This is a genomic window from Streptomyces sp. NPDC127129, from assembly GCF_042671585.1.
Lineage (GTDB): Bacteria > Actinomycetota > Actinomycetes > Streptomycetales > Streptomycetaceae > Streptomyces.
In genome coordinates this window covers 158,793-173,069 of the sequence record NZ_JBHXTV010000002.1, presented here as the reverse complement: position 1 = coordinate 173,069, position 14,277 = coordinate 158,793, and the positions used below count along the sequence as shown (strand labels likewise).

Annotated in this window: 13 protein-coding genes; 5 read left to right on the top strand and 8 right to left on the bottom strand. The window is 71.2% G+C overall.

Annotated features, from left to right (window positions below; translation table 11 throughout):
• Positions 1–277 precede the first annotated feature (277 nt).
• The 3 genes from ACFVGW_RS04135 to ACFVGW_RS04125 all read left to right on the top strand — a co-directional run bounded on the left by ACFVGW_RS04135 (position 278) and on the right by ACFVGW_RS04125 (position 4,886).
• Complete coding sequence (locus tag ACFVGW_RS04135; RefSeq protein ID WP_385850687.1) at positions 278–1,492, top strand: 4-hydroxybenzoate 3-monooxygenase; 1,215 nt, start codon at positions 278–280, stop codon at positions 1,490–1,492.
• Positions 1,493–1,667: 175 nt separating this feature from the next.
• On the top strand, positions 1,668–3,437 hold the full coding sequence (locus tag ACFVGW_RS04130; protein WP_385850686.1) for a methyltransferase: 1,770 nt from the start codon (positions 1,668–1,670) through the stop codon (positions 3,435–3,437).
• A 117-nt stretch (positions 3,438–3,554) separates the two neighbouring features.
• Positions 3,555–4,886: a geranylgeranyl reductase family protein gene (locus ACFVGW_RS04125; RefSeq protein WP_385850685.1), complete on the top strand. Its 1,332-nt coding sequence runs from the start codon at positions 3,555–3,557 to the stop codon at positions 4,884–4,886.
• An 18-nt stretch (positions 4,887–4,904) separates the two neighbouring features.
• Here ACFVGW_RS04125 and ACFVGW_RS04120 read toward each other — a convergent pair whose 3' ends face one another.
• A complete protein-coding gene (locus ACFVGW_RS04120) occupies positions 4,905–6,110 on the bottom strand; it encodes an AI-2E family transporter (protein WP_385850684.1) in 1,206 nt (401 codons plus the stop codon).
• Between the two features lie 316 nt (positions 6,111–6,426).
• Between ACFVGW_RS04120 and ACFVGW_RS04115 the strand changes: the two genes are divergently transcribed.
• A complete protein-coding gene (locus ACFVGW_RS04115) occupies positions 6,427–6,582 on the top strand; it encodes a DUF6131 family protein (protein ID WP_385850683.1) in 156 nt (51 codons plus the stop codon).
• A 100-nt stretch (positions 6,583–6,682) separates the two neighbouring features.
• Positions 6,683–7,867, top strand: a complete 1,185-nt coding sequence (locus ACFVGW_RS04110) for an alcohol dehydrogenase catalytic domain-containing protein (RefSeq protein ID WP_385850682.1) — start codon at positions 6,683–6,685, stop codon at positions 7,865–7,867.
• A 148-nt stretch (positions 7,868–8,015) separates the two neighbouring features.
• Here ACFVGW_RS04110 and ACFVGW_RS04105 read toward each other — a convergent pair whose 3' ends face one another.
• The 7 genes from ACFVGW_RS04105 to ACFVGW_RS04075 form a co-directional block, all read right to left on the bottom strand.
• The gene (locus ACFVGW_RS04105; protein WP_383566101.1) at positions 8,016–8,915 is read right to left on the bottom strand and encodes a TauD/TfdA dioxygenase family protein; all 900 of its coding nucleotides are present in this window, start codon (positions 8,913–8,915) and stop codon (positions 8,016–8,018) included.
• A 111-nt stretch (positions 8,916–9,026) separates the two neighbouring features.
• Positions 9,027–10,391, bottom strand: a complete 1,365-nt coding sequence (locus ACFVGW_RS04100) for an LLM class flavin-dependent oxidoreductase (RefSeq protein WP_385850681.1) — start codon at positions 10,389–10,391, stop codon at positions 9,027–9,029.
• Between the two features lie 62 nt (positions 10,392–10,453).
• Complete coding sequence (locus ACFVGW_RS04095; RefSeq protein ID WP_385850680.1) at positions 10,454–11,395, bottom strand: ABC transporter permease subunit; 942 nt, start codon at positions 11,393–11,395, stop codon at positions 10,454–10,456.
• On the bottom strand, positions 11,392–12,243 hold the full coding sequence (locus ACFVGW_RS04090) for an ABC transporter ATP-binding protein (RefSeq protein ID WP_385850679.1): 852 nt from the start codon (positions 12,241–12,243) through the stop codon (positions 11,392–11,394). Before ACFVGW_RS04090 ends, ACFVGW_RS04095 begins: the two co-directional genes overlap by 4 nt.
• 4 nt (positions 12,244–12,247) lie before the next feature.
• On the bottom strand, positions 12,248–13,312 hold the full coding sequence (locus ACFVGW_RS04085; protein WP_385850678.1) for an ABC transporter substrate-binding protein: 1,065 nt from the start codon (positions 13,310–13,312) through the stop codon (positions 12,248–12,250).
• A gap of 283 nt (positions 13,313–13,595) precedes the next feature.
• A complete protein-coding gene (locus tag ACFVGW_RS04080; RefSeq protein WP_385850677.1) occupies positions 13,596–13,757 on the bottom strand; it encodes a putative leader peptide in 162 nt (53 codons plus the stop codon).
• 98 nt (positions 13,758–13,855) lie between these two features.
• The gene (locus ACFVGW_RS04075) at positions 13,856–14,083 is read right to left on the bottom strand and encodes a DUF5133 domain-containing protein (protein ID WP_383292135.1); all 228 of its coding nucleotides are present in this window, start codon (positions 14,081–14,083) and stop codon (positions 13,856–13,858) included.
• Positions 14,084–14,277 lie beyond the last annotated feature (194 nt).

Below are 14,277 nucleotides of genomic sequence, written 5' to 3'. Positions count from 1 at the left end.
CGCGTCCCCGCGCACGTGGTGCCCTGGGATCGGCACTCGCCCGCGTCGCGCCCGGCCTGTTTCGGTTTCGGCAACGCTAAGGGCTGCGCGGTGGCCTTCTGAAGATCCCACGACAGTGACATGGATCATCGGCATGCAGCCCTCCCCGAGGGGTAAGGAGGACGTGTCGGGCGCACGTGGGGCGGCCTCGCCCGGGAAGAATCCTTTTCGCAGCATGTACTGCATTCGGGTGATATTCGACCGTCCCCGTGATCGCCGGTGCCTATGATCCACTGTTGTGACAGAGAGTCAGTACGCCCGGTCCGACCAGGACTCGGCTGATGTGGTCATCCTCGGGGCCGGCCCGGCCGGACTGGTGCTGGGGAACCTCTTACTTCGCAGCGGAATCGACTGTGTCGTGCTGGAACGTGCCGACCGGGACCACATCCAGAACCGGGCCCGGGCGGGCTTCCTCGCAGCGAACACCGTGCGGATCCTGGAACGCCACGGCCTGGACGCGGGAGTGCGCCGGCGCGGCCACGAGCACAGCGTCTGCGAGTTCCGTACCGAGGACGGCCGGTTCCGCCTGGACTACCGAGGGCTCGGCAGGGGTGAGCCCCACACCGTCTACCCGCAGCACGAGCTGGTCACCGATCTGCTGGCCGAGTTCATCGCCGCCGGAGGGCGGATCCGATTCGGGACCGAGGCGGTCGCCGTGTCCGACGCCGACGGCCCCGCTCCCACGGTGACCGTACGGGAGGGGGACGGGCGGCCCGGACGGTGGCGGGCACGGTACGTCGCCGCCTGCGACGGCCGCCACGGGGCGGGGCGGCGCTCGCTTCCTCCCGGCGCGGTCCGGCGCCACCACCGCGACCACGGGGTGTCCTGGCTGGGCCTGCTCGCCGAGGCACCGCCGAGCCTCGACGCCGTGGGCTATGCCGTCCACCCGCGTGGCTTCGCCGGACACATGGCCCGCTCCGCCGAGATCACCCGCTACTACCTGCAGTGCGACCGCGGGACCCGGGCGGAGGACTGGAGCGAGGACCGTATCTGGGACGAGCTCGCGCTGCGCATGCGGGCCACCGAGTACGGACCCCTGCTGCGCGGCCGGGTCGTCCAGCGCGCCGTCGTCGACCTGGAGTCCGACGTGCTCGAACCGCTGCGCCACGGCTCGCTCTTCCTCGTGGGCGATGCCGCCGCACTGATCAGCCCGTCCGCCGCCAAGGGCGCCAACCTCGCGGTGCTGGAGGCGGAGATCCTGGCCCGGGCCCTGACCGACCACCTCACCCACGGCGACCCCGAGCCGCTCGCCTCCTACTCGGCGCGCTGCCTTGCCCACATCTGGCGGGCACAGGAGTTCTCGCACTGGATGATCCGCCTTCTGCACGGCAGCGCCCAGGGTTCCGAGGACGGCTCCCTCTTCCAGGAGCGTCTGCGCCGCTCCCGGATCGACTCGCTGCGCACCTCGCGCACCCAGCAGGACTGGTTCGCCGAGAACTACGTCGGCATCTGACCGACTTCCTCCTTTCTTCTCCTCTCTTCGTCCCGTTCCGGGCCAGGCCCTGGGTCTGCCGTGCGCGTGCACGGCGGGCTCCGGTGGCCGGGCCCGGGCTTCCTCCTTCACACACGGACAGGGAATGCATCCCGAACATCCCTTCACCATGCCCGCGAACATGCCCCCCGCGACCATGCCCCCCGCGAACGCGACGCCCGCGAACGCGGTGCCCGCGATCCCGACGCCCTCGCTGCCGGCGCACGCCGGAGGCGACGCGGAGCGGCTCGGCGCGACAGCCGGATTCGTCCGTGAACAGGACACGTCGGTCCTGCTGTCACGCGTGCTGCCCGGCCTCGACGGTCCCGAACTGCGCGCGCTGACGGACCGGTGCCGGTTCGCGCACGCGGCGGTGCTCGTGTTCCCGCCCGACGAGCACGCGCTGCGCGCCGACCTCGCGGCGTGCGGGCTGCCCGCCGACGCGCAGGCGCAGCCCAGTGTCGTGGTGCGCGAGCGGCTCGCCGCACGCCATCGCCGGGATCCGGCCGATCTTGACGTAAGGATTCTCCGTCCCGTGGTCCGCGGTCCCGCCGAAGAGCCACGCGCGGTCGAGGTGTTCGCGCTGACGGTGCCACCGGGCTCCGGCCTGTCCGTGATCGCTGCCGAGGAGCGCCGCCGGGACCATGAGGCGCACCTCGCGTTCGACGTCGCCCGCCCGGACCCGCTGGTGCTGCGCGGGCTGTTGGCGAGCTTCGAGCGGCACGGTGCGGCCGCCGACGGAGGGGGCTACAACCCGCACGAGGACGGCACCGTGTTCTACTTCACGGCCCCCGCCGACACGAAGACCGCCTACCGGCGCGTCGAGCTGTACGCGAGCGGAGACCACCGTGACGTACTGGCCGAGCACCTCGCCCGGCCCCTCGCCCCTGCGGTGCACCCGCGCGGGACCGGTGAACCGCAGCCGTCGGAAAAGCTCTTGTGGCTGCTGACCGGTGCCTGGACCACCCAGGCCCTGGCGGCGTGCGCGCGGCTGGGGCTGCCCGAGGCCATGAACCGCCACACCGGGGTGGACGGTTCACAGCTCGCCCGGGCCGTCGGGGCCCACCCGCAGAGCACGATGACCCTGCTGCGGTACCTCGCCATGCTGGGCGTGGTCGCCGAAGGCCCGGACGGATACCGGCTCACCGACGTCGGCGCGCTCCTGGACCCGGAGGCGCCGGGCTCGATGCGGCCCCTGGCACTGATGTACGGCGGCCCCTTCTACCAGTCCTTCGCCCATCTGACCCACACCGTGCGCAGCGGAGAACCCGGCTTCGAGCACCTCTACGGCGAGAACCACTTCGACCACTTCGCCCGCGACCCCGAACTCGCCGCCCTCTTCGACCAGTCGATGGCGTCGAGCGCGGCCATGTTCGATCCTCTCCCCGCGCACCCGGTCCTCACCGCCGCCACCGCCTCCGGCCGCCCCCGTACCGTGGTCGACGTCGCGGGCGGCACCGGAGAGCTGCTGGGCCGCATCCTGACCGCTCACCCCACCCTGCGGGGAGTCCTCCTCGAACGCCCTCAGGTCCTCGCGGCGGCGCGGACCTACCTGGACGCCATCGGTGTCGGAGGGCGGTGCGACTACCGGGCGGGCGACTTCGCGGACGTACCCCCGGGCGGCGACGTCTACATCCTCTCCCGTGTCCTGCACGACTGGGACGACGACCGGTGCCGGAGCATTCTGGGTCACTGCGCCGAGGCCATGCCCCGGCAGGCGGACCTCCTCGTCGTCGAACGCCTGCTGCCCGCCGGCGCCGAGCCCTCGCTCGCCACCGCGTGGGACCTCCACATGATGTGCAACACCGGAGGCCGCGAGCGCACGGCCGACCACTACGGCCGGCTGCTCGAGGAGCACGGTCTCGAACTCACGGGCCACACCCCGCTTGCCCTGGGCGCCCACGTCCTCCACGCCCGCAGGCCCTGAGGCGTCGCCGGTGCCTGGAGGGGAGCGGCTCCTCCAGGCGCCGGCGGGCTGGGAACCGGCAGCCGGTTCGGCCGTGCCACACGTTCCGCAAGCCCCGGCCGGGGGCATAGTGGTGGGGTGATCACCAATAGTGACGAGGCCGGCAGCGGCCGCGACGCCGGCAGTGGCCCCGACGGCGCCGGCGACGAGGAGGCACAGGTCATCGTGGTGGGGGCGGGACCGGCCGGTTCCGCCGCCGCGGTGCACCTCGCGCGAGCCGGTGTGGACGTGCTGCTCCTGGAGAAGAGCGGTTTCCCCCGGGAGAAGGTGTGCGGCGACGGGCTGACACCGCGCAGCGTCTACCAGTTGGTACGGATGGGCATCGACATCGACGCACCGGGCTGGATGCGCAACAAGGGGATGCGCTGGGTCTGCGGAGGCCTCGAAGCCGAGCTGGACTGGCCGCGCCTGGGGGCGCTTCCCGACTTCGGACTCACCCGCAGCCGGCACGACTTCGACGACCTGCTCGCTTCTCACGCGAGCGCCACCGGGGCGCGCCTTCGCACCCACGTGAAGGTGACGGGCCCTCTGACCGACCGGGCAGGACACGTCATCGGCGTCTCCGCCACGCGCGGAGCCGGCCAGGAACCGGTCCGCTACCGGGCCCCGCTGGTGGTCGCGGCCGACGGAGCCTCGGCGCGCACGGCTCTGGGCCTGGGCTTCGAACGGGACGGCAAGCGACCCGTCGCGGCGGCCGCCCGCCGGTACTACCGCAGCGAGGCCCGTACGCACGACCCCTATCTGGAACTCTGGGCCGACCTGCGCTGTCCCCGCACCGGACGGGACCTGCCCGGGTACGGATGGGTGTTCCCGATGGGGGACGGGCGCGTCAACGTGGGCCTCGGCGCCCTGCCGCAGCAACGGCGGCGCAGACCGGTGGACCTGCGGGCGGCCCTGGAACACTGGCTGCCCCGCCTGCCCGAGGAGTGGGGGGTGCGCGAGGAGAACGCCGACTCGCCCCTGCGGAGCGCGCCGCTGCCCATGGGGCTGAACCGGCGTCCGCAGTACGGGCGTGGCGTGCTGCTCGTGGGCGACAGCGCCGGCATGGTCAGTCCGTGGAGCGGCGAGGGCATCGCCCAGGCGATGGAGGCCGCCGAGGTGGCGGCGGACATCATCGCCCTGGCGCTCGCCCGGCCGGCCGGGCCACGCCGGGAACACGCGCTGCACCAGTACCCGGTCGAGATCCAGCGCCGCTGGGCGCGCTACTACCGGCTGGGCAACGTCGCCGGTGATCTGGTCTTCTCCCGCTACGGCTTCCGGCCGGTCCTGCACCCCAGGGTGATGGCCTCGCCCCACCTGCTGCGCGCTCTGGCCCGGCTGCTCACCCACGTGACCGACGAGCCCGCACAGGACACGATCGACGCCGTGCTCCACGGGCTGCTGCGCCTCGTTCCCACGCCCCGACGGTAGACCGCGTCACGGGAACGCTCACCTCTCCACCGCCTCCGCCTCGCCTCCGGCGGGGTGGGCGCGGAGGTACCCGACGACGGTGTTGCCGACGGCGACGAGCGGTACCGCCACGACGGCTCCGCCGATTCCCGCGACGGTGCCGCCCGTGGCGACGGCCAGGACGACGGCCAGCGGATGGACCCGGACGGCGCGGCCGAGGATGAACGGCTGCAGCACGTGTCCCTCGATCTGCTGCACCACGAGGACGACCATCAGGGCCATCAGCGCGGTGAACACCCCCTCCGTCACGAGCGCGACGACGACCGCGAGCGCCCCGGAGACGACGGCACCGACGAGGGGCACGAAGGACGACAGGAAGATCACCACGCCGATGGGGACGGCCAGCGGTACGCCGAGGAAGTAGATGCCCAGGCCGATGAAGACCGCGTCGATCATGGCGACGATCATCGTGCCGCGCACGTACGCGGTCAGTGTCCGCCAGGCGCGCGGACCCGCGCCCGCGACGCCGGGGCGGGCTCCGGCGGGGACCAGCTTGAGGGTCCACCTCCAGATGCGCTTGCCGTCGTACAGCAGGAAGAGGGTGGCGAACATGGCGAGCAGCAGGCCGGTGATCACCTCCACGAGCACGGTCACGCCCTGGAGGCCGGTGGAGGCGATTTCACTCGTGCTGGTGCCGATGCTGTCGCTCAAGGTGTCGGCGATGTCGTTGATCTGTTGCTCCGTGACGTGGAGCGGGCTGTTGATCAGCCACTGCTTGAGTTCGTCGATGCCCTCCCGGACGCGGTCGGAGAGGTCGTCGACGTTGTCCAGCACCTGCCAGACGACGAACCATCCGACCAGTCCGAGGAGCACGAAACCGCAGGTCGCCGTCAGCGCCGTGGCGGGCCCCCGGGCGAGGCCGGCTCGGTGCAGCCGGGCCACCGTCGGCTGGAGCAGAGCGGTGACCAGGAGCGCGACGACGAAGGCGAGCACGACCAGCCGTACCGCCCCGATGACCCGCATGAGCACCCAGAGGGTGGCGGCGAGCACCAGGAACCGCCAGCCGGCCTCCGCGGCCACCCGTACCGGCCACGGCACCGACGCCGCCGGACCCCGCGCCGGGGGATCGCCCTCGTGACGCGCTTCCGGGGGAAGCGACTCCTCCCAGGCCCGGTGGTCCTCCGCGTCCCGTTCGGCCTGGAGCCGCGCCCGACGCTCGCGGAGCGCCGCGGCACTCTCCTTCACACGCCCGGGCCACCGGCGCAGGCGGGGCAGTCGACGTCGGTCCACCGAGGAGACCCTCCAAGTCGCTTCCCAAGTCGGACGAGGTTCCCCCCAGGCTGGCGCGTGTGCGGCCGTCCGGCACCCCGGGAGTGCGGCGCGAGGACCGGCTCGGCGGCCTCCCCGGCCCGGGACGAAGCCGGGAAACCGCCGCCGGGAACCCATACGGCCGCCGGATGGGGGTAGGCGCCGTTCGTGGGTGACGGGACATCTGCCCTGTCACCCGCGGGCGTCGGCCGACTCACCGGGAGTCCGGCCCCTCCAGAGACTGAGGTAAGCCATGATCGTTGTCGGACTCATCCTGCTCGTCATCGGACTCGTCGCCGGTATATCCCTTCTGTGGACCATCGGGATGATCCTGGTCCTCATCGGCGCCGTCCTGTGGGTCCTCGGAGCCGTGGGCCACGCGGTGGGCGGCCGACGTCACTACTGGTAGACGTGGCGACCGGGAGCACCGCGCGGGCGAACGTGCCTGCGGACCGAGCGGCGTCCCCCCATGCCCTCGCGGTGCCCGGTGCGTAAGGAGGACACAGCTCATGCGCGCACTGACGTGGCAAGGTACGCGGGACGTCCGCGTGGAGTCGGTGGCCGATCCCGCGATCAAGGATCCGTCGGATGTCGTCGTCAAGGTGACCTCGACCGGTATCTGCGGCTCCGACCTGCACCTGTACAACGTCCTGGGTGCCTACCTGGAGCCCGGCGACATCCTCGGGCACGAGGCGATGGGTCTGGTGGAGGCGGTCGGACCGGAGGTGTCCACGCTCTCGACCGGGGACCGGGTCGTCGTCCCGTTCAACGTGTCGTGCGGACAGTGCTTCATGTGCGACCAGGGTCTTCACTCCCAGTGCGAGACGACCCAGGTGCGTGAGTACGACAAGGGCGCGTCGCTGTTCGGCTACACGAAGCTGTACGGACAGGTTCCGGGCGGTCAGGCCGAGTACCTCCGCGTGCCCTTCGGCGACACGCTGCCCGTCAAGGTGCCGAAGGGCCCGCCCGACGAGCGGTTCGTGTATCTCTCCGACGTACTGCCGACGGCCTGGCAGGCCGTCGAGTACGCCGACATCCCCCCGGGCGGGTCCGTCACGGTGCTCGGGCTCGGGCCGATCGGCCTGATGTCCGCCCGCATCGCCCTGCACCGCGGCGCCCGGCTCGTCCTCGGTGTCGACCGCGTCCCCGCCCGTCTGCAGCGCGCGAGAGAAGCCGGCGTGCGCACGCTCGACCTCACCGGGCACGGCAAACGGCTCGTCACCGAGGTGCGGAACCTGACGGACGGCCGGGGGACGGACTCGGTCATCGACGCGGTGGGCATGGAAGCCCACGGAGCGCCCCTGGCCGCGGCCGCACAACGAGTCACGGCGCTGTTGCCCGACGCCCTCGCCCGTCCCCTCATGGAACACGCCGGCGTCGACCGCCTGCCCGCTCTGCACATGGCGATCGACCTGGTGCGGCGCGGCGGCACGGTCTCCGTCTCCGGCGTCTACGGAGGTGTGGCGGACCCCATGCCCCTGCTGACCCTGTTCGACAAGCAGATCCAGCTGCGCATGGGTCAGGCCAACGTCCGGGCCTGGGTGGACGACATCCTGCCGCTGCTCGACGACAGCGATCCGCTGGGAGTGGAAGGCTTCGCCACGCACGTCCTGCCCCTCGAAGAGGCGCCGCGCGCCTACGCCATGTTCCAGGCGAAGGAAGACGGGATGATCAAGGCCCTTCTCCGGCCGTAAGAGGGAGGCAGCGGGTTTTGGGATGGCGATTCCGGCAGGGCGCGCCCCCCCGATCGGCATCGCCTCTCCGCAGTGCGGTGGGCCGGCCGGCCCGGGTCGGACGCCCGACGGGCCGCCGGGCAGGACGCCTGCCCGGCGGCCGGGGGGCTCAGGCCGCCGCTGGGGTGTAGTGGGCGGCGTCGTCGCCCTCGATCACCTCGCTGCGCGTTCCGTCGACCCCGGCCGGGACGTCGCCCGCGACGGTCACGCGGTGCAGCAGGCGCGGCAGGTCGCCGTAGTCGTCGGGGGCGTAGTGCTGGGTGATCCGGTTGTCGAACAGGACGAGGTCGCCCGGCTGCCAGGCCACGCGCACGATGTTCTCCGGACGGGTGACGTACGACTGGAAGAGGCGCAGCAGGTCGCGGGAGTCGGAGGGGCCGAGGCCGACGATGCTCTGGGCGAAGCCGCCGATGAACAGCCCTCGTTCCCCGGTCTCGGGGTGGACCCGGACGACCGGGTGGGCGGTGCGGTACCGCCGGGAGACGAACTGCCTGCGGTGCTCGGCCGCCTTCTCGCTCTTCGGGGCGGCGTAGTCGTAGTCGTTGGTGTGCACCGCCCACAGCTTGTCGGCGAGCTCCCGCAGCGGCCCGGGCAGATCCGCGTAGGCGGCGCCCGTGTTCGCGATGAGGGTGTTGCCGCCGTAGGGCGGGACCACGATGCTGCGCAGCGTGGACGCCTTCGGCGGCGTCCGGACGAAGGTGACGTCCGTGTGCCAGTGGTTGGCGCGGATGCCCTCGTCGCCGTCGACGGGCAGGATCTGGGGCCGGCCGTCGACGGACGGCACGGTCGGGTGCGCGGTGGTGAGCTCGCCGAAGAGCGAGGCGAAGCGGAGCTGGCCCGCCTCGTCGAGCCGCTGATCACGGAAGACGAGCGCCTTGTGTTCCAGGAGCGCGGAGTTGATCTCGGTGACGACGGCGGGGGCGAGGTCGGCGCCGAGGTCCACGCCGAGGATCTCCGCGCCGATACGGCCTCCGATCCTGCGGACGTCGAAGCCGGTGCTGGTGGTCATGGAAGTGGTCCTTTCGAAGCGGTCAGAAGGTGAGGGTCGGTGGGCGGCCTGGCGTTCCCGGTGCCCCGAGGGGCGGCCGGCTGCTCGAAGCGCGCCGGGCGTGCGGCCGCGTCATGCGGGCCGCCCCGCTGCCGCCGCCGTCGCGGCCACCGCGGCGCTCTGGTTGGCCGGGCGCGCGAGCCCGTAGTGCTCGCGCAGCGTGCGGCCGCTGTACTCGGTACGGAACAGGCCGCGGCGCTGCAGGATCGGGACGACCTGGTCGACGAAGTCCTCCAGCCCGCTCGGCAGAAGGGGCGGCATGATGTTGAAGCCGTCGGCGGCGCCCTGGGTGAACCACTCCTGGAGCTCGTCGGCGATCTGCTCCGGAGTACCGGCGAAGACGCGGTGGCCGCGTCCGGCTCCGAGGCGTGCGATGAGCTGGCGCACGGTCAGGCCGTCGCGGCGCGCGATGTCGGCGACGAGCGTGAAACGGCTCTTGTTGCCGTTGATGTCCCGCTCCTCGGGCAGTTCGGGCAGCGGCCCGTCCAGCGGCACCCCCGTCAGGTCGGTGCCGAGCATGCCGGACAGCTGGGCGAGCCCGTACTCGGGGATCTGCAGCTCCGTGAGCTCCTGCTCCAGCGCACGTGCCTCGGCCTCGGTCGAGCCGATGACGGGCGCGATGCCCGGGAGCACCAGGAGTCGGTCCTCGCCTCGGCCGTGGCGCGCGAGCCGGGACTTGAGGTCCTTGTAGAACGCCTGGCCGTCGGCGAGCGTCTGCTGGGCGGTGAAGACGGCCTCGGCGTACTGCGCGGCGAACTCCTTGCCGTCCTCCGACGAACCGGCCTGCACCAGCAGCGGGTGGCCCTGAGGACTGCGGGGGACGTTCAGCGGACCCTGTACCCCGAAGTACTCCCCGCGGTGGTCGATCGTCCGCACCCGGTCCGTGTCCGCGTAGATGCCCCGCTCGCGGTCGAGCAGGATCGCGTCGTCCTCCCAGCTGTCCCACAGCTTGGTGGCGACCTCGACGAACTCCCGGGCCCGCTCGTAGCGGAGCCGGTGCTCCAGGTGCTCCTCCTGGCCGAAGTTGCGGGCCTCGTTCACGGTGCCGGAGGTGACGATGTTCCAGCCGGCCCGGCCGCCGCTGATGTGGTCCAGGGAGGCGAACTTGCGGGCGGTGTGGAACGGCTCGTTGAAGGTGGTGGAGACGGTGGCGATCAGCCCGACGTGCTCGGTGACCGCCGCCAGCGCCGACAGCAGGGTGAGCGGTTCGAAACCGCCGAGCGCGTTGTACCGGGCGTTCCCCCACAGGGCGAGGCCGTCGGCGAGGAAGACCGAGTCGAGCAGCCCGCGCTCGGCGGTCCGGGCGAGCTGCTGGAAGTAGCGCAGATCGGTGACCCGTTCGGGCTGGGTACGGGGGTGGCGCCAGGCGGCGTCGTGGTGGCCGGCGTTCATCAGGAAGGCGTTGAGATGGAGGGTGCGGGGGCTGGTCGCGGTCATGGGTTCCTCGGATCGGGGCGGAGAGATGATCGGGTGCTGCGAGGAGGGCGGGCCGGTCCGGATCAGGCGGCGGACACGCGCCAGGAGCTGAGCCGGCGCTCCAGGACGACCAGGAGCTGGTTGAACGTCACGCCGATGGCGGAGATCGTGATGATTCCCGCGTACATCTGCGGGATCGCGAAGTTGTACTGCGAGGCGTTGATCAGATAGCCGAGCCCCGCCTTGGCCCCGATCATCTCGGCGGCGACCAGCACCAGGATCGACCCCGCTCCGGCGAGCCGGATGCCGGTGAACATCACGGGCACGGCGGACGGCAGGATGACCTTCTGGAAGAGCCGGGGTGCGGACAGGTCCATCGATTTCGCGAGCTTCAGCAGCGTGGGGTCGACCGTGCGGACCGCGCTGATCGTGTTGAGCAGGATCGGCCAGGTGCACGCGTACACCACGATGGAGATCTTCGAGGTCTCCCCGATGCCCAGCAGCAGCACGAAGACCGGCAGCAGGGCCAGCGCGGCGGTGTTGCGGAACACTTCGAGCAGCGGACCGAGCAGATCGGCGACCGGCCGGTACCAGCCGATCAGCAGCCCGAGGGGTACGGCGACGGCCACGGCCAGACCGAATCCGCTGAACGAACGCACCAGGCTGGCGTAGGTGTTGTCGGCGAGCCGGCCGTCGGCCGCCAGCTCCCACCAGGCGACGAGCACCTCGCTGAACGGCGGCAGGAAGGTCCGGTCGACCAGCCCGAGCCGCGGGGCGGTCTCCCACAGCAACAGCAGGGCCACGATGGCCGCGGACCTGGTGGCCCCGGTCGCCAGGAGGGACGCCGTCCGCCGGAGCACCCGGCGGACAGGGACAGCCCGGGAAGGGATCCGGGGCGGCGGCGCGGGCGCCGAGCGCGTGACGGAGGAGGAGAGGGCCGGGGCGGTGGTGGGGGCGCCTTCGTCGAGGCTCGCCGGGGGCGGCGGGGGAGCCTTCTCGGTGGTGGTGCCGGTCGTCAGGCTCATGCGGATGCCTCCTGCTTCTCCAACTGCTGGGCCCTGGCGACCTCGTCGTGCAGCAGCGACCAGATCTCGTGACGGTGGCGTGCGAACTCGGGAGCGGAACGGATGTCGTCGGTGTCGGCACGGGAGCCGAGCGCGACCGGTACGACCTGCTTGATGCGGCCCGGCCTGGACGTCATGACGGCGACGCGCTGCCCCAGGTAGACGGCTTCGTCGATGCTGTGCGTGATGAAGACGACGGTCTTGCCCGTCCGCTGCCAGATGCGGAGCAGTTCGTCCTGCAGCGACTCACGGGTCTGGGCGTCCAGCGCGCCGAACGGCTCGTCCATGAGGAGCACGTCCGGGTCGTAGGCCAGGCTGCGGGCGATCGCCACGCGCTGCCGCATCCCGCCCGACAGCTCGTGCGGGTGCCGGTGCTCGAACCCGGACAGACCGACCAGATCCAGGAACTCCCGTGCTCGCGCGGCCCGTTCGCGGCGTGGTACTCCGGTGGCCTCCAGGCCGAACTCGACGTTCCCCTGCGCCGTGCGCCAGGGCAGCAGCGCGTACTGCTGGAAGACGATGCCGCGGTTCAGGCCGGGACCGGTGACCGGTGTCCCGTCCAGCAGGATCCTTCCGCCGGTGGGGCGGGTGAGGCCGCCGAGCATGTCGAGGAGCGTCGACTTGCCGCAGCCGCTGGGGCCGACCAGGGCGACGAACTCGCCTGCCGCCATCTCCAGGTCGATGCCGTCGACGGCGGTGAACTCCGTGGACCCGCGTGTCCCCGAACCGCCCCTCGTGGCGGACTCCTTGACCGTGAAGACCTTCCGTACGTCCTCGAACACGATCTTGGGTGTGGTGGATGCCGGCATCGGATCAGCTCCCGCTCTGCGAGGCGGAGGGTGCCGGTGAGGTGGGCGCCGTGCCGACCTCGCCGGCCTTGTTGAACGTGTTGGTGTAGAGGTCGTCCACCCTGACCTGGCCCTTCCGGATGTCACCGCGCTCGGTCAGCCAGTCGATCCAGAGCTGCAGTTCCTTGCCGGTGATCCGGCCGGCCGTCTCGGCGACACCCCAGGAACGCCAGTACTTGAGGGGGGTGGCGTCCTCGTTGCGTCCGCGCTTCTTCACGATGTCCGTCATCCGGGCGACCACCTCGTCGCGCGGAGTGGAGCGCGACCACTCGATGGCCCGCCCCACGGCGGTGACGAAGGTCCGGGCCGTCCCGGGGTTCTGCTCGAGGAAGCGGTCCGTCATCACGTACGTGCCGGCACTGAAGGCGCCGAGCAGGTCGAAGTCCGTGAAGAGCGGCCGGATTCCACCTGTCGCGAGGGCCTTGTCCCGCAGAATGCCGCCGAGTACGGCCACCCCGATCTGTTTCTGGCGCAGCGACTGCTCGGTGTTGACGGGCGGCACGACCAACGGCTCGACCTTGCCGATCTCCGCCTTGGAAAGCCCGCCACGCTGGAGATAGATGTCGAGCATGGCCTCCGCATGGGCTCCGAGGGTGTTCATCCCGACCTTCTGGCCGGCCAGATCGCGGGCGGAGCGGATCGGGCTGTCCTCAAGGACGTAATACCCGTTGTAGGCGTGCTGGTCGGCGCCGTAATAGCTGATGACAGCCTTGATGGGGGCCTTGTTCGCAGCCAGTTTGACGACCGCGCCGTTGAACGCGCCGCCGAAGTCCGTCTGTCCGGTGGCGGCGGACTGGATGTCCTGAGGTCCGCTGATCGTGTTGCCGACCCACTCCAGCCTGACATCCCCCAGGTAGCCGAGGTCCTCGGCCAGCTCCGGCAAGGTGACCTGTCCCGCCCAGCCCTGGTACCGCAGCGTCCGGGTCCGGTCCTTTCCGGCGGTCCCCGCGGTCGTGCCGCAGCTCACCGCGACCGCGGAGAGACCGAGCAGCGTGATGAACCGTCGTCGGGTCGATGTCATGGTGGTCATGGACAGTCCTGTTCACATTCGATGGAGCGGCTGGATCGTGCTTCTGCCGACTTCTTCCGCGCATGCTGAGAGAGGGCGCGTCGAGACCGTTGTCCGGCCCGGAGCAGGCGCGTTTCACGAAAGGACGCGCCGGAATTCCGGACGGAGGAAGGACGACCGCCGAACCGGCGGGAAAGGAAAAACGGCCGGAGAATTCCTCGCGGGGAATCCGGTCATCTACCGTGGACGCGCGGAACGGCAGTCCACGGTGGAGTGAGGAGCAGGAGAAAGGCCTGCCGGGGGTCTATCGACCGACGGCACAGATGGCGCTGGCTTGACGTCGGAGATCGACGTGGAGCCGCGCGGAGAAGTTCTCGAAAGTGCTCACGGCCAAGAGACTTGCAGCGAAAACCGGACGCGTCAACGTCGCGTCCGGTTGCGTCTCGCATGCTGAATGGAGTGACATACGCGCGAAGCACGGCGTTCACAACCGGCCCGATACGAGGCCCGGAAGCACTCCTTCACGCGTGCCCTGCGGGGCCGCCTCGCGGCGGTCGTGCTGATTCAGGCCATCAGGACCGAGTCGTCCTCGGGGCGCGCGCCGGGCAGGCGGTACCGGGCGGCGATCAGGGCCGCGTCCACATCACGTGTGCCGGTGGAGACGCAGAGCGTGTACGCGACGTCGTCGAGGCGCCGCCGTACCTCGGCGCCGCCGTTCTCCGCGTGCAGCACCCTCAGCGTCTCGTACTGCTCGATCAGGTTGCTCAGCACCGCGGGATGGGCCATCAGCACAGTGGATCTCCCCTCGTCGTCAGGGCGCGACCGCCCGGTTCGCAGCGGCGGGTACCCCTGGTCCCCCGTTCTATGCCGGCACTCGGTTCCGGCTCGTTCAAGCCGCTTGCTTCCCCACCGCTCTCCTTGTGACGATCACGGGGGAGTAGGGTCGTCTTAATTGCCGTACGGCAACGGTCGAGGTCGGGGCCGTA